Source organism: Aphanizomenon sp. UHCC 0183 (assembly GCF_009712065.1).
GTDB classification, from domain to species: Bacteria; Cyanobacteriota; Cyanobacteriia; order Cyanobacteriales; family Nostocaceae; genus Dolichospermum; species Dolichospermum heterosporum.
This window is the reverse complement of record NZ_VILC01000026.1, coordinates 1-14730: the sequence shown is the minus strand read 5'-3', so window position 1 is coordinate 14730 and position 14730 is coordinate 1. Positions and strand designations below refer to the sequence as shown.

Genomic DNA, 14730 nt, shown 5'->3' with positions numbered 1-14730 from the left:
CGTTTTGAGTATAGTCAGCTTTAGCTTACTTTTGATATTAGCCATGGCTTCGCCACGCAGGCTATCAGAATTCATTCTGAGGTGGACTTTGTAAGCTGGGACGAATTTCGGCTAATGCTGTTTGGATACGTTCTGATAATGGCGGTTTAACTAAATTGTGATATAACAAAACTGCATAAACAATTTCATCATCTACAGCATGACGTAAGGCTAATATATTTTCTTGTTTAAGACTTTTAATTAAATTAGTTAGTGCTGCTTTATGTAGAGATTCAATTGCTCTTTGTAACCCTAATGCTACACAACGTTGACTTTCATCCCAGTTAGCAATAATCGCTTCAAACCGATTGATATCTGTAATCAATTCTTCAAGATTATTCATTATTTTTATGGGTTTATCTGGGGTTAATTGGTTATTTTGAAATTAGTTTAGGGCGCAGGCCCTGCACCCCTACGGATTTATTTAGAGAGATTGTTAAAACCTCATTTCATTTTAAAATCTTGCAAGAGAAAGGGCATAATTGCACCTGTCGTTAAACTAGCTACACTAATGGGAATACAGAGGGGAATTGATGCTTGTGCTAATAATACTAATATAACCGTGCCAATACCACTAGCAATTATGGTTTGACGCAGAAAATATATAGGGTCACGGAATAGTTTACCCTTGAGAAATAACTTAATAGAAAACCAACTTAATTCTAACATATATGCTCCTAATGATTGGCTAATAAATTCAGGATAAATAACCCTAAAATTACCGCAGGAATTACTCCTGCTGGTGCAAATAAACTACCAATTGTGGCTGCAAATTGATATCCTATATCTTTACCTGCAAGGATAATTCCGCCAATTGCACCACCAATCATTGATAAAATTGCTGCGATGATTAACCAAGTAAATCCTGTGGTGAGATTTAATTCTGTATTTAAACTATGCAAAAATTTGACAAATCCTGGATCATTAACTAAATCAAACATAGTCATTCTCCTATTTTGGGGTTAATTTAAGGCAAATGCCTGGATTTCTGCGGTTAAATCTTGTAGGGCTTTGGCTACTATTTCGGCTTGTTCTAATTGCTTATGTTCTGTAAATATTCGCCAAGCTTCTTGATAGTATGCTTCTGCTTTTAAGAGATTTTGGGGATTCCCTAATTCTGGTTTTTCGAGGTCGTCGGGTAAGTTGAAGAGGAGGTTAGCTTTGTTAGAAATTGTATTAGCATATTCTAACGGTGTATCTTGAAAATTACGCACTTTTAAAGCTTCATCATAAGCTAAGACAGCGCGTAAATTATTTTCTACAGGATGGGAACTCACTAGATATTGTAAGGCATTTCCTAAATTATTTTGCAACATTGCATACTCTCTAGGATGGTCAATTATGTTAATATGCTTGAGGGCGATTTCAAAGGATTGGACTGCTAAACCTTGACGTAAAGATTCTTGTGCCGATGACATGGGCATGGAAAGATAGGCGATCGCTATGTTATTATGTAAAATCGCATATTCCTGGGGGTAATTTTCCCAAGTAAACACCCGCAAAGCTTCATGATAAGCATGAATACTCTCAGTTATCTGGGCTAAATTATAGGGAACTAAAGATTGGAAAACTAACCCCAAATTCATCTGCACTTCTGCCACTTCTTCCGCCGGGGCAAATTGTTGTAAAATCAGCAAAGCTTCCTCATAATCTGTCCGCGCTTGTTGCAAAAATTGAGAACCCCCATCAGGAATCATCTGTAATGTCCCTGCCATGCCCACCTTAGCCCGTGCTTTCAGTAAAACATATTCCTCCCCACACATCTGATAAGCACGGTCAAATAGCCCAATTGCATTGTGTAAATCTTGGGCTGTTTTCGGCTTTTTTTGAAAGCCTGTGCCAATTTCTATCAGCATTTGGATTTTTTCTGCTGTTGTTGCTGACTCTAAAGATATGGATGCAATAGCAGCTTTTACTGCTAAATCTGTAATACTAGATATCATAATTGGCTGATTCTAATCGGTTGGGGAATTGAGTCAATTATTCTTACTATAAAGCAATTTATTATAAAAACTCTAGAGAGAAATTACTCATATTCATAATAGTTTTAACTCAGTTATCACCGCATTAACTGATTTTGGTATCACTATTTTACCAATTATTTTATTTGCCAACCACTATATATAATTCTGTTAATTATATCATTAAAAATCAACTAAGTAGGTGGGCGTGAAATACCTACACAGCACTATTAAAATTAAATAGCATTTCGGGATCTTCCAAAGGCAATACTTCGACATTCTCAGACCTTAACCACTGCTGAAAAGAACGTCCACCTGCTTCAATATACTGAATTAATTCCGGTAAACAACGACGGCGATAAAAACCACATAAAGGTTGCCAAATTTGATTATTTTGTACCAAAGCCGCTATTTTATCGTCTGGAATTGTCTCTAATTGAGATATCCAATTTTGTAATATTTCTAGTCGCAAATTTGGTAAATCACAAGCTAATAACAGAACCCAATTTGTGTCCACTGCTGCTAACCCTTGCATAAAACCTACAAGTGGTCCATGTGTTCGAGGTTCATTTCCAGTTTCCCCAGGTAAGGGAACTTCTCGAATAAATTGACTTTGAGGTGTGAGCAATTTTTGATAACGTTCTGGCCAAGGAGTGACGATATAAACTTTATCAGTACAAGCTTCTGCAATACTACAAATTAATTGCAACATGGGTACACCGCCTATGGGAATTAAGGCTTTATCTCTACCCATGCGAGTGCTTTTACCACCTGCTAAAACAATAGTAGTAACATGATACTGGGAATCAATATTCATGATGTTTGGATTCTATTTAATAAAAATTAACTGTATTTTCTCATAAATCATTTATAATAGCTACATATTATATTTTGTTTTTAACGAACCACAGAGGCACAGAGATCACAGAGGAAGAGAAAAGGAGAAATGTATGCTACGGCACGTTACATGAATACATCTTGTTTAGGATTGCTATATAAATCTATATTTTATAATTATCACCAATTTTATGACAGAATTTTTTGAATTTGAAGCGGATTTTATTGATTCTTGGCGTTGTATTTCTATGCAAGTGCGCTACAAACTAGATACTTGCGGTATTAAGCTGAAATTAGCCCAATGGAATCTGATGAATCAAGAATCACGTCAAAATTTAATGACATTACCTTGTGATACAGATATTCAAATTCATGATTATAGACATTATATTCAAGAGTTGGTACTGCAACTGACTGGTAAACCTGTAGCTGAATTACCAATTGAAGCTAATCCAGCATGGGTAGATGTTACCACTATTCCTCACAGTGTCCACGAAAAAGCTCAAGAAATAGGTGTGATAATTACAATTGAGGCATGGAAAAGCCTAACTATCTTACAACGGTTTGCCTTAATTAAACTCAGTCGTCCTAGTCATGAGAATAAAAACTTTTTACCGGTTTTGCAAGAATTTAATTTGTTGCCAAAATCCTAAATTCTGATATATTGCTATAGATGATACTTTTTAATTAGTTGGTAAAAGACAAATGATTAAACTCGACCAGTTTTTGAAGTTTTCGGGGATATCCTCTACCGGTGGTCAAGCTAAATGGATGATTGTTGATGGTGAGGTTAAAGTTAATGGGATAGTTGAAACACGGAGAGGACGGAAATTAGTTGATGATGATGAGGTAACAGTAGGAGGAAAAACTTTAAAGGTGGGGGAAATACTCTCAGATACCGTTGATTAATGCTGACATATATAATCTTAACCTTATATATTTTATTTACTATAATATCTCATAATGCTAATTCTTAAGTTTTATTTAAAAAAAGTTAATTGCTTTAAATAACATCTTAGTTTAAAATGATGAATATTGATCAATAGGTCGTTCTCTACAAGTAAATCCTTTGCAAAAGGGGAAATTATCCCCCTATAGAATCTCTTCAATTGTGCATTATTAACACATCTAAAAATAAATAGCTAATGACTAATGTACTCTGGTTACAAGGTGGTGCTTGTTCGGGTAACACCATGTCATTTCTTAATGCCGAAGAACCTACAGCTTGTGATTTAATTGCTGATTTCGGTATTAAAATACTTTGGCATCCTTCCTTGGGAGTAGAATTAGGTGAAAATGTCCAAACCCTCTTATGGGACTGCATTTCCGGGAAAACTTCTCTGGATATTTTGGTATTTGAAGGTAGCGTAGTTAACGCCCCTAATGGTACAGGAGAATGGAACCGATTTGCCGACCGTCCCATGAAAGATTGGTTAGACGATTTAGCCAAAGTTGCGAAATTTATTGTGGCTGTGGGAGACTGTGCGACGTGGGGAGGAATTCCCGCAATGTCACCTAACCCCAGTGACTCCAAAGGACTGCAATTTCTCAAACGGGAAGAAGGCGGTTTTTTAGGTAAAGATTTTGTCAGTCAAGCTGGCTTACCTGTGATTAATATTCCCGGTTGTCCTACACACCCCGACTGGATAACGCAGATATTAGTAGCGATCGCCACTGGTCGAATTGATGATATAGTTCTCGATGAACTACACCGTCCCCAAACCTTCTTCAACACCTTCACCCAAACAGGTTGTACCCGCAACATTCACTTTGCATACAAAGCCACAACCGCTGAATTTGGACAACGCAAAGGTTGTCTATTTTACGACTTAGGTTGTCGTGGACCCATGACCCGTTCTTCCTGTAACCGCATTCTCTGGAACCGCGTCTCCTCCAAAACCCGCGCCGGAATGCCCTGTTTAGGCTGTACAGAACCGGAATTTCCCTTTTTTGACCTCCAACCCGGAACAGTCTTTAAAACCCAGACTGTCATGGGAGTTCCCAAAGAAATACCCCCCGGAGTCAACATGAAAGATTACGCAGTCCTCACCGTTGTGGCAAAAGACGCAGCCCCAAAATGGGCAGACGAAGACTTTTTTACCGTTTAGTCATGAAAAAAGACCTAACCCCCCAACCCCCTTCCCTACCCCTCCCTGACCCTCCCCTACAAGGGGAGGGAAGCGGAAAAACTTTTGTTAGCTGGAAGGGGGAGTCAATTATTTCCCTCTCCTTGTAGGAGAGGGGTTAGGGGAGAGGTCGTGTAACTAATAACTAATAAAGGACAAATATGCCAATTCAAACTTTAGATATTTCACCCGTTGGTAGAGTCGAGGGTGATTTAGATGTGCGCGTCGAAATTGAAAATGGATATGTGACAAACGCTTGGACTCATGCCGAACTTTTTCGCGGTTTTGAAATAATTTTACGCGGTAAAGATCCTCAAGCGGGGTTAATTGTTACTCCTAGAATTTGTGGAATTTGTGGTGGTTCTCACCTCAGTTCTGCCTCTTGGGCGTTAGATACAGCTTGGGGAACAGAAGTTCCCAGAAATGCTATTTTAGCCAGAAACTTAGGGCAAATTGTCGAAACAATCCAAAGTATTCCTCGCTACTTTTATGGCTTGTTTGCCATTGATTTAACTAATAAAAATTATCGCCGTAGTCACTTTTATGATGAAGCCTGTCGGCGCTTTGCTGCGTTCACCGGTAAATCCTATGAAATCGGCATTACAATTTCCAGTAAACCGGTAGAAATTTACGCTTTATTAGGTGGACAATGGCCGCACAGCAGTTATATGGTAATAAATTGGGGAATCGCTGATATAGTCAGGATTTCTGAGGATAGGTCTGATTATTCCCTGGCTTTTCCTTAAATTAGACGATAAATCTACCCCCAGCTATGCCATAACCAAAGATAGCAAGCAGTAAATCCATTTATTTTTCTCTGCCAAAAGTTATTTGGTTTTCTCAAATATTACCTAATTTTTCCCTAACTCTAGATTAGCGATGCCTTCAGCGCACTGGAAGCAACTCCTACAGCAAATTGTCATCAAACCCGGAACAAGAACCCCACCCCCAACCCCCTCCCCGCAAGCGATGAGGGGCTAAGATGTACTTATATGATTGGAAATTGCTGTAGGTCGCGCTTCGCTATCACATAACTGTGGTAAATTTTTAGTACGCAAAGAATAATCTAATGCACCCATCCTCTTTTAATCTTCTTACCCATTATGAATTTCAAACGATGGCAGGAACTCAAGCAAATCCTCACTGAAGACAAAGATTTGTCTAACATCTGGACATATTACATGGATCATTTTGGGGATCATCCCAAATTCATCAAATTGGGTCAACCTGTCCAGAATCAATATATAGATGCAGTTGTCAAAACAACCTGTCAACAACTATTTGGTCAAAACGTCAGAATTACCAATTTTCTCCTTATCCATATTCCCCAGCATCAATTTTTCCATGGCCCATTCCAAGCCAGCGGACGAATAGGTGGTGTGATTTTCTTTGAGGATATCAAAGTCGGTTTAATGGGTATTTCCGCACACTTTCCCCCAACTGATGAGGTGCAATATTCCCGGTTTACCGAAGTAATGGATCTATCACCACCAACAGGTCATGATTTAAACTGAAGCCTTCCTGACCCGCCCCAACCCGAAAATCGTCTAAACTTAAAGAGTTCGCTAACTGCCAAAATCCTATGTCTCGCTGGTTTAATATTGCAGGTCCATGTAAACTCGAAAAACACTATACCATCTCAGCCACAAGTCGTCTTCCTGACCTATCAATGCTGATTGAACAAGAAAGTTATTTTGTCCTTCATGCACCACGACAAACAGGGAAAACTACGGCAATGTTAGCCCTAGCACAGCAACTTACCGCCACAGGACGTTATGCAGCAGTCATGGTATCAGTAGAGGTGGGAAGTGCATTTAATCATGACCCAGGTGCGGCAGAATTAGCGATTTTGGGAACTTGGTATGATAATATTTCCATCCGTTTACCCAAAGAATTACAACCACCTGTTAAACAATGGCAACAAGAAGAACCAGGAAACAGAATTAAGGCTTTTTTGCAAGGTTGGGCAAAAACTTCACCCCGACCTTTGGTAATATTGATTGATGAAATTGATTCTTTGCAAGACCAAACTCTAATTTCAATTTTACGTCAATTAAGAGATGGTTTTCCCAATCGTCCCGAAAATTTTCCGACATCTGTGGGATTAATTGGTTTAAGGGATGTGCGAGATTATAAAGTAGCATCGGGTGGTAGTGATAGATTAAATACATCCAGTCCTTTTAATATTAAAGTCAGTTCTATTACTCTGAGAAATTTTAATGCTGAGGAAGTGGTTGAATTATATCAACAACATACAGCAGAAACCGGACAAATTTTCACACCAGAAGCAACTGCAACAGCTTTTGATTTAACCCAAGGACAACCTTGGTTAGTTAATGCTTTAGCTAAAGAAGTTGTAGAAAAAATGGTTAAAGATAGAAATATTGCTATTACAAAAGAACATATTTTAAAAGCAAAGGAAATATTAATTGCTCGTCAAGATACTCATTTAGATAGTTTAGCTGAACGCTTACGAGAACCCAGGATAAAAGCAATTATTGAGCCGATGTTAGCAGGTTTAGAATTGGGGGATATACCCAACGATGATATTCAATTTGTGATTGATTTGGGATTATGTAAAATGCACCCCTACGGAGGTTTAACTATTGCTAATCCCATTTATCGGGAAGTGTTACCCAGAGTATTAACAGTAACACCAATGGCTTCTTTACCAATGATTGCACCAACTTGGTTAACCCGGGAAGGTGAATTAAATGTAGATGCGTTACTGGCAGCATTTATCAAATTTTGGCGACAGCATGGAGAACCGTTATTAGGTAGCACTGGCTATCATGAAATCGCTCCCCACATAGTATTAATGGCTTTCTTGCATCGTGTTATTAATGGTGGTGGAGTCTTGGAACGGGAATATGCAATTGGTAGTGACAGAATGGATTTATGTCTGCGGTACAAAGATGTAACGTTAGGTATTGAGTTAAAGGTATGGCGGGAGAAAAAACGCGATCCTCAAGCTGATGGTATTGAACAATTAGAATCTTATTTAGCTCGTTTGGGTTTAGATTTTGGTTGGTTATTTGTGTTTGATAGGCGGAAAAATGCTTTACCAATGGAAGAAAGGTTATCAACTGAAGTTGTGGTGACGGAAAATCAATATAGAATTACTGTGATTCGGGCTTGAGTGTTATTGACTGAAATTATACTTACTTAACAGGAGAAATTAGCTTATAACCAGATTTACAGAATGGAATTATTTAAAATACTTAGACTATAATTATAATTAGTCTAAAAACACTTTGCTAATGAATATTTATGAATAGAAAAAAATCCAGTGGTGATACTTTTGGTGTTCCTAACCGTAGTGGTGATACTTTTGGTTTTTCTAAGCCTAGAGGTATAAATGGGATAAAAAGCAAAAAGAACAAGCCTATTTCACAACCGTCAATGTCAGCATCTACAATAGAACTTATAAAGCAAGCAATGAATCAAAAACGCTTGATTGAGTTTTATTATCAAGAATTACATCGTATTGCAGAACCTCACATTATAGGATTAAAAAATGAATTACTACAGGTATTAGTGTATCAAATCAGGGGAGAAAGTAATTCAATGAAGCTTCCCGATTGGAGACGTATGAATCTTGATGATATGTCATGCGTTCAGATTATTGATGAGACTTTCTTTAATAAGGTGCTATCTTCTTCTGATAGCCACAGTTCATGGGATGAAATCCTATTTACTCTTGATGAATAAATTTTAAAACTATATCCATTATTAAAATCCATAAATGCAATACATTCCCCTAATTATATCCTGAGTTATTGGGGGAATTTTTGTACCAGATTGATTGCTGTTACTCCTCATTTTCATTAACCAAGTAGTATTGACCTTGATTTACATGATAAACTTCTGATTTATTTTCCTCATCGTCACAAAACCTTACTTCAATTCCCAGAGCTTGAGAAATCCAACTTGCATTATTAAAATATTCTGGAACTGAAAAACCTTCTGCTGGATAGGTACGATACCAAACTTTTTTTGTTTTATTCCATCCATAACCTTCAGCTTTCAACAAATGGCTAATTGTATAAGTACCATTGCTACCTTTGCCATCTTGATTACCAACTTTAACAGTAATGTACCGTATAGTCCCCACACCAATAAAAGTTTGATAATCTGACCAATTTAATACAGAAATTTCCGTTCTGCTGTTTAATTCGTCAAGAAAAGGTGATGAATTGGTACTTTCTGTGACAATAAATAAAGTTTCAACTGCACGAGTTAAAGCCACATAAAATAAACGTCTTTCTTCATTTACTACAGACTCAATGCTATCACCAAACACACGGGTAAACATTAAATCAGGATGTATCAAGGGATAACAACGAGGAATAGCATCAAGTATTATAACTACATCTTTTTGAAGACCTTTAGATTTGTGTGCAGTTAATATAGTTACTGATTTTCTTGATTCTTCAGGAAGGTATGAGCGCACTAATTCTAAAAAACTACCAAGTGTACCATTTTTATATTTACTCCTTTTATTTTGATAATTCACATACCAAGGTAAACTATTTTTTCGACTGAGTAATACTACTTTTTTACCTTCTTGAATAGTCTTGTTAATTAGACGTAAGATAGCAGGTGTTATATTGTCTCCAGGATAATTTTCTTGCTCTGTGGGAGTTGGTTCAAAGCTAGACATATCAGCAATATTAACTATTCCAGGAATCTTTTTATCAGCGCGAGCAGGAATACCCAATCCTTGCATTAAATTATTACCAATATCAACAATAGAAGTAGCTGAACGGTAATTTGTAGATATATTTAATTGCTGTGATGGTTGGAAAAATTGATGAAAATTCTGATAAAATCGGAGGTCAGAACCAGCAAAACCATTTATTGCTTGCCAGTCATCACCAACGCAGAAAAAAAGTGCTTGAGGATTTTGCTTTCTGATGGCTTCTATTAGATTATAGAATAGTTCCGAAAAGTCTTGATATTCATCAATCATGATGTATCTGAGACTCTTTAAATCACCAGTTCCTGATTTACGGCGAAATATAGTTTGTCCTGATGCAATTACCTCTACAGCTTTTTGCATTAGTCCATCAAAATCTTCTTCACCTCTATCTTCAAGACATCTTAAATAGGATTTATAAAATTTATATGCTAAATTCAAAAATTGTTCTTCAATCTTACTCACACATTCATGTTTAGAAATAATTTTTCTTAACTCTTCTGAAGTTAAAGAAAGTTTACGACAACGTTGAATAAATCCTTTCATTACTGTCGTAAATCTATCTATTGATCTATATTTTATCCTTGACCAAATTGTTTCTTCACTTAGTCGGTTGCATTGAATACCTAATCTTTCTAACTTATGCTTGAGTAATGCACAAAAAACTTCTGCTCCTTGTTCTTTAAGAGGTTTTGGTGACAGTGGTATTAACTGCCAATTAGGACGATTTGCCCAATATTCTAGCTTTTCATAAGACATATCATCATAATCTGGATCTTTTTCTAGTCCAAAATATTCAATAACTATTCCCTGTTTTTCTCCAGTTAATATTGTAAAATCAGGACGGTAGTTGATGCCATTCCACCAAAAGTTACGCTCATATTTGTATTCAATATCATGTTCAAATAAAAAATCGGCGATTAGTTTTTCACCAAAAGATTTATAGTAGTTACCATCAATTCCTTCTCTTGGTAATGAGCGACGATAACGCAGCATTTCTTCTGGACTTTTATCATAGCCACCTGAGATTATGCGCTCCCAGTCTTCACGAAATGCTGCCGTCATCAAATCTCGTATTTTTGCATAAAATATTGGGTGTTGTAAGTATTGATCAATTATAATCTGTAAAGCGCGGCTTTGGTTCTGTTCTCCATCTGGTTCATCAAAAAGAATATTTTCAGGATGAACTAAGGCATAAGCTAAGGCATGGAAAGTCATTACATGAGGAACAGAATTTTGTAGTTGTAAAGTTAGACGTTCTCGCATTTCGTCCGCTGCTTTGCGATTGAAGGCTAAAAGCAACATTTCTCCTGGTGCAATACCACAATGTTTCTGTAAAAATATTGCTCGGTTGACTAAAGTTGAGGTTTTACCACTTCCTGCTCTAGCTATTACTTGTATATGATTTTCAAGAGTGCCAATTGCTGCTACTTGTTCAATATCAGGAGAGGAGTTTAAATTGGTTTTTACCCAATTTTGTATGTATTTCAATTTTTCAGATTTATATTCTTGAGATGATATGTATTCAGTACAATGAAGTTGATAAAAGTTGTCGGCATTAAGAAAGTTGTTTTCAAATTCGTCTTTTATATTTTGTAGTAAAGATAGTTTTTGAGCATTTCTTCTTTCAATTTCTAATCTTTGAGTTTCCCGTCTTTCATTTTCACGTTTTTGAGCTTCTAATTTTTCAAATTCTCGTCTCTGATCTTCTATTCTTTGAGCCTCAATTTTTTCAGCCTTTATCCTTTTTTTCTCTTGCTCAACTTCTACTAATACAAGTATTTCTTTTAAAGAAATTGGTGGGTATATTGTATTAAAAATTTCCACAAAAAAATCTTTATCGTATTCGATATGAAATTTATTTTTGTAATTGACTGTAATTAATACCTCTTGATATTTTATATATATGCTTACAATTTTTCCTTGCATTCCATATGTAATTTCTGGAATAAAACGAATTACTTCTTTTCCTATTAAAAACTTCCATATGTCATCATTATCACCAATAACCTCTGCAAACTTTTGAACAGTATCAATGTTAAGAAGGTTATTATTAAATTCATCATTTTGGTTTTCTATTAAAGGTATTTTTTTCTCTTGTCTGCTTTCCTTCAAGTTTGTTATTAGTGTTAAGTCAAAAATATTTTCTTGCATTAAAGGAGGTGAGATTTGATTAAACATTTGAATAAATTGATTTTTTTCATACATCAAAATATATCCAGTTCCATAATCTACTCTTAGTAATAATTTAGAAGTTTTCAAATGTTTTATTTCAATAACTTTTCCTTCTTTGCGAAATGTTGTACCCTGGATATCTTTTGTGGAATGTTTGTCTTTAAAGTGGTTATCAAAGCGACTAACTTCTCTTCCAACCAGAAGACTCCAGAGGTGATCATTATCACCAATAACCTCTGCAAACTTTTGAACAGTATCAATCTGTGAACTGCTATCCATAAGCACACCTCTATCATAATCAGCAATTGTGACTAAATTGCTAACAGTATTATTTTAGATAATTGGTATAATTATAACATATACAGGGTACAATTTAACATTTGCTCAACGTGAGATAATATAAAAATAGAATCTAATAAAAAACATGATGCAAGCATACAAACTCAAAGGAAAAATTGATCAATCTGGTAACTTGCTGATTACCGAACCCTTGAATTTACCCCCCGGAAATGTGGAAATTGTAGTTTGGCCAGCTACAGATACCCATGATCATACCACAGCCCCAACCAGTGAACCAGCACCAGAGACACCAAAAAGAAAATCTAGGATTAAAGCATTTCAGGGTTTATTTGAAAATGCTCCTCCTGTTCCAGCAGATTTTGATCCAGATCAAGCTAAATGGGAATATTTAAAGGAGAAACATAACCTGTGAAAATCCTGATAGATACTAATATCATTATTGATAATGCCTTGGAAAGAGAACCTTTTTGGAATGCAAGTGAACAAGTTTTATCACTAATTGAACAAGGCACAATTGTAGGTTATATTTCCGCCTCAACTTTTAGTGATTTGTATTACATTATCCGTAAGGCAAGAGGTCGAGACTGGACGCTTACTTATTTAAACCAGCTAATTACCTTTTGTCAAATTGCTACGGTAAATCAGGCTGCAATTACAATGGCTTTCACAACCAATTTTAAGGATTTTGAAGATTCTATTCAATACTCTACTGCGGTAGTTAATCAATTGGATGCAATTATTACCCGTAATCCTCAAGATTTTCCCATTGTCACACCACGAATTATCACTCCTGAACAATTAATTGCGGAATTAACCAACTCTCATTAGCAAATTGGTGGTTTTAATAATATATCGGGAGCATAACAATTGTGTAAACTTAAAGAGTTCACTAAATAATAAAATCATCATGACTCGCTGGTTTAATATTGCAAGTCCCTGTAACCCTAAAAAAACTATACACTCTCAACCACCAGTCGTTTACCCGACTTATCAATGTTAATTGAACAAGAAAGTTATTTTGTCCTTCATGCACCGCGACAAACGGGAAAAACCACTGCCATGTTATCCCTAGCACAGCAACTTACTGATACAGGAAATTATGCAGCAGTGATGGTATCAGTGGAAGTAGGAAGTGCATTTAATCATGATCCTACAGCCGCAGAATTAGCGATTTTGGGAACTTGGTATAATACAATTCAAGATAGTCTACCTCTAGAATTACAACCACCTGTTAAACAATGGCAACAGGAAGAACCAGGAAGCAGAATTAAGGGTTTTTTAAGAGGTTGGGCAAAAGCGATAAATCGTCCCATAGTATTATTTATAGATGAAATTGATTCTTTACAAGATCGAACATTAATTTCGTTTTTACGACAATTAAGAGATGGTTTTCCTAACCGTCCCGAAAATTTTCCCTCATCTGTAGGATTAATTGGTTTACGAGATGTACGAGATTATAAAGTAGCATCGGGAGGTAGTGACAGATTAAATACATCTAGTCCTTTTAATATTAAAGTTGCTTCTATTACTATGCGAGATTTTAATATTGAAGAAGTAGGAGAATTATATCAACAACATACAGCAGCAACAGGACAAATTTTCACACCAGAAGCTATAGAAACAGCTTATGATTTAACCCAAGGACAACCTTGGTTAGTGAATGCTTTGGCTAAAGAAGTTGTGGAAAAAATGGTGAAAGATAGAAGTATTGCTATTACTAAAGAAGATATTTTAAAAGCAAAGGAAATATTAATTACTCGTCAAGATACTCATTTAGATAGTTTAGCTGAACGGTTACGAGAACCCAGGATAAAAGCAATTATTGAACCAATGTTAGCAGGTTTAGAATTAGGAAATATACCCAACGATGATATTCAATTTGTGATTGATTTGGGATTATGTAAAATGCACCCCTATGGAGGTTTAACTATTGCTAATCCCATTTATCGGGAAGTGTTACCCAGAGTATTAACAGTAACACCAATGGCATCTTTACCAATGATTGCACCGACTTGGTTAACCCCAGAAGGTGAATTAAATATAGATGCTTTATTAACAGCATTTCTCAAATTTTGGCGACAGCACGGAGAACCGTTATTAGGTAGTACGGGATATCATGAAATCGCACCGCATATCGTATTAATGGCTTTTTTACATCGTGTTATTAATGGTGGGGGAGTTTTAGAAAGGGAATATGCAATTGGTAGCGATCTCATGGATTTATGTCTGCGTTATAAAGATGTAACTTTGGGTATTGAGTTAAAGGTGTGGAGGGATAAAAAACGCGATCCTCAAGCTGATGGAATTGAACAATTAGAATCCTATTTGGGGCGTTTGGGGTTAGATTTTGGTTGGTTATTTGTGTTTGATAGGCGTAAAAATGCCTTACCAATGGAAGAACGTTTATCAACTGAGGTGGTGGTGACGGAAAATCAATATAGGATTACTGTGATTCGGGCGTGAGTGTTTTGATAATGAGTAGGTTGGCGATCGATCGCCTCTAATCTCGTCATCATCGTCACCTCCTACGCAAAGCTCTACGGTTATGGGGGCTTTCCCTGATTCCTGACTGTAATTTTCTACACAGTCTTTA

At 36.3% G+C, this 14730-nt stretch carries 13 protein-coding genes and 3 pseudogenes; 10 read left to right on the top strand and 6 right to left on the bottom strand.

Going from position 1 to position 14730, the window contains the following annotated elements; all coding sequences use genetic code 11:
• Positions 1 to 85: 85 nt before the first annotated feature.
• The 5 genes and pseudogenes from FJR37_RS11335 to FJR37_RS11315 form a co-directional block, all read right to left on the bottom strand.
• Positions 86 to 382: pseudogene (locus FJR37_RS11335) on the bottom strand (hypothetical protein); the annotation flags it as partial.
• Positions 383 to 483: 101 nt separating this feature from the next.
• The gene (locus FJR37_RS11330; RefSeq protein ID WP_053539628.1) at positions 484 to 708 is read right to left on the bottom strand and encodes a hypothetical protein; all 225 of its coding nucleotides are present in this window, start codon (positions 706 to 708) and stop codon (positions 484 to 486) included.
• A gap of 8 nt (positions 709 to 716) precedes the next feature.
• Positions 717 to 980, bottom strand: a complete 264-nt coding sequence (locus FJR37_RS11325; RefSeq protein ID WP_027401671.1) for a hypothetical protein — start codon at positions 978 to 980, stop codon at positions 717 to 719.
• Between the two features lie 21 nt (positions 981 to 1001).
• Positions 1002 to 1982, bottom strand: a complete 981-nt coding sequence (locus tag FJR37_RS11320) for a hypothetical protein (protein ID WP_168466057.1) — start codon at positions 1980 to 1982, stop codon at positions 1002 to 1004.
• Between the two features lie 235 nt (positions 1983 to 2217).
• Complete coding sequence (locus FJR37_RS11315; protein ID WP_168466056.1) at positions 2218 to 2817, bottom strand: molybdenum cofactor guanylyltransferase; 600 nt, start codon at positions 2815 to 2817, stop codon at positions 2218 to 2220.
• A gap of 211 nt (positions 2818 to 3028) precedes the next feature.
• Between FJR37_RS11315 and FJR37_RS11310 the strand changes: the two genes are divergently transcribed.
• The 7 genes and pseudogenes from FJR37_RS11310 to FJR37_RS11280 all read left to right on the top strand — a co-directional run bounded on the left by FJR37_RS11310 (position 3029) and on the right by FJR37_RS11280 (position 8674).
• Positions 3029 to 3490 carry a nitrate reductase associated protein gene (locus FJR37_RS11310; protein ID WP_168466055.1) on the top strand — a complete coding sequence of 154 codons (462 nt, stop codon included), beginning with the start codon at positions 3029 to 3031 and terminating at the stop codon, positions 3488 to 3490.
• Between the two features lie 52 nt (positions 3491 to 3542).
• Positions 3543 to 3746 carry an RNA-binding S4 domain-containing protein gene (locus FJR37_RS11305; protein WP_027401675.1) on the top strand — a complete coding sequence of 68 codons (204 nt, stop codon included), beginning with the start codon at positions 3543 to 3545 and terminating at the stop codon, positions 3744 to 3746.
• A 236-nt stretch (positions 3747 to 3982) separates the two neighbouring features.
• Entirely contained in the window at positions 3983 to 4945 is a 963-nt protein-coding gene (locus tag FJR37_RS11300; protein WP_027401676.1) for a hydrogenase small subunit, read from the top strand.
• A 179-nt stretch (positions 4946 to 5124) separates the two neighbouring features.
• A pseudogene (locus tag FJR37_RS11295) lies at positions 5125 to 5637 on the top strand (nickel-dependent hydrogenase large subunit); the annotation flags it as partial.
• 429 nt (positions 5638 to 6066) lie between these two features.
• The gene (locus FJR37_RS11290; protein ID WP_168466054.1) at positions 6067 to 6477 is read left to right on the top strand and encodes a hypothetical protein; all 411 of its coding nucleotides are present in this window, start codon (positions 6067 to 6069) and stop codon (positions 6475 to 6477) included.
• Positions 6478 to 6545: 68 nt separating this feature from the next.
• On the top strand, positions 6546 to 8102 hold the full coding sequence (locus FJR37_RS11285; RefSeq protein ID WP_168466053.1) for an AAA-like domain-containing protein: 1557 nt from the start codon (positions 6546 to 6548) through the stop codon (positions 8100 to 8102).
• Positions 8103 to 8233: 131 nt separating this feature from the next.
• Positions 8234 to 8674 carry a hypothetical protein gene (locus FJR37_RS11280; RefSeq protein WP_168466052.1) on the top strand — a complete coding sequence of 147 codons (441 nt, stop codon included), beginning with the start codon at positions 8234 to 8236 and terminating at the stop codon, positions 8672 to 8674.
• A gap of 100 nt (positions 8675 to 8774) precedes the next feature.
• On the opposite strand, the gene FJR37_RS11275 is transcribed toward FJR37_RS11280, so the two are convergent.
• On the bottom strand, positions 8775 to 12116 hold the full coding sequence (locus tag FJR37_RS11275) for a UvrD-helicase domain-containing protein (RefSeq protein WP_254434564.1): 3342 nt from the start codon (positions 12114 to 12116) through the stop codon (positions 8775 to 8777).
• 148 nt (positions 12117 to 12264) lie between these two features.
• On the opposite strand from FJR37_RS11275, the gene FJR37_RS11270 reads away from it, so the two are divergent.
• The 3 genes and pseudogenes from FJR37_RS11270 to FJR37_RS11260 all read left to right on the top strand — a co-directional run bounded on the left by FJR37_RS11270 (position 12265) and on the right by FJR37_RS11260 (position 14600).
• On the top strand, positions 12265 to 12549 hold the full coding sequence (locus FJR37_RS11270; protein ID WP_168466073.1) for a hypothetical protein: 285 nt from the start codon (positions 12265 to 12267) through the stop codon (positions 12547 to 12549).
• Positions 12546 to 12965, top strand: a complete 420-nt coding sequence (locus FJR37_RS11265) for a PIN domain-containing protein (protein WP_168466051.1) — start codon at positions 12546 to 12548, stop codon at positions 12963 to 12965. The genes FJR37_RS11270 and FJR37_RS11265 overlap by 4 nt, the downstream gene beginning before the upstream one ends.
• 79 nt (positions 12966 to 13044) lie before the next feature.
• Positions 13045 to 14600 (top strand): annotated as a pseudogene (locus FJR37_RS11260) (AAA-like domain-containing protein).
• Positions 14601 to 14730: the final 130 nt, after the last annotated feature.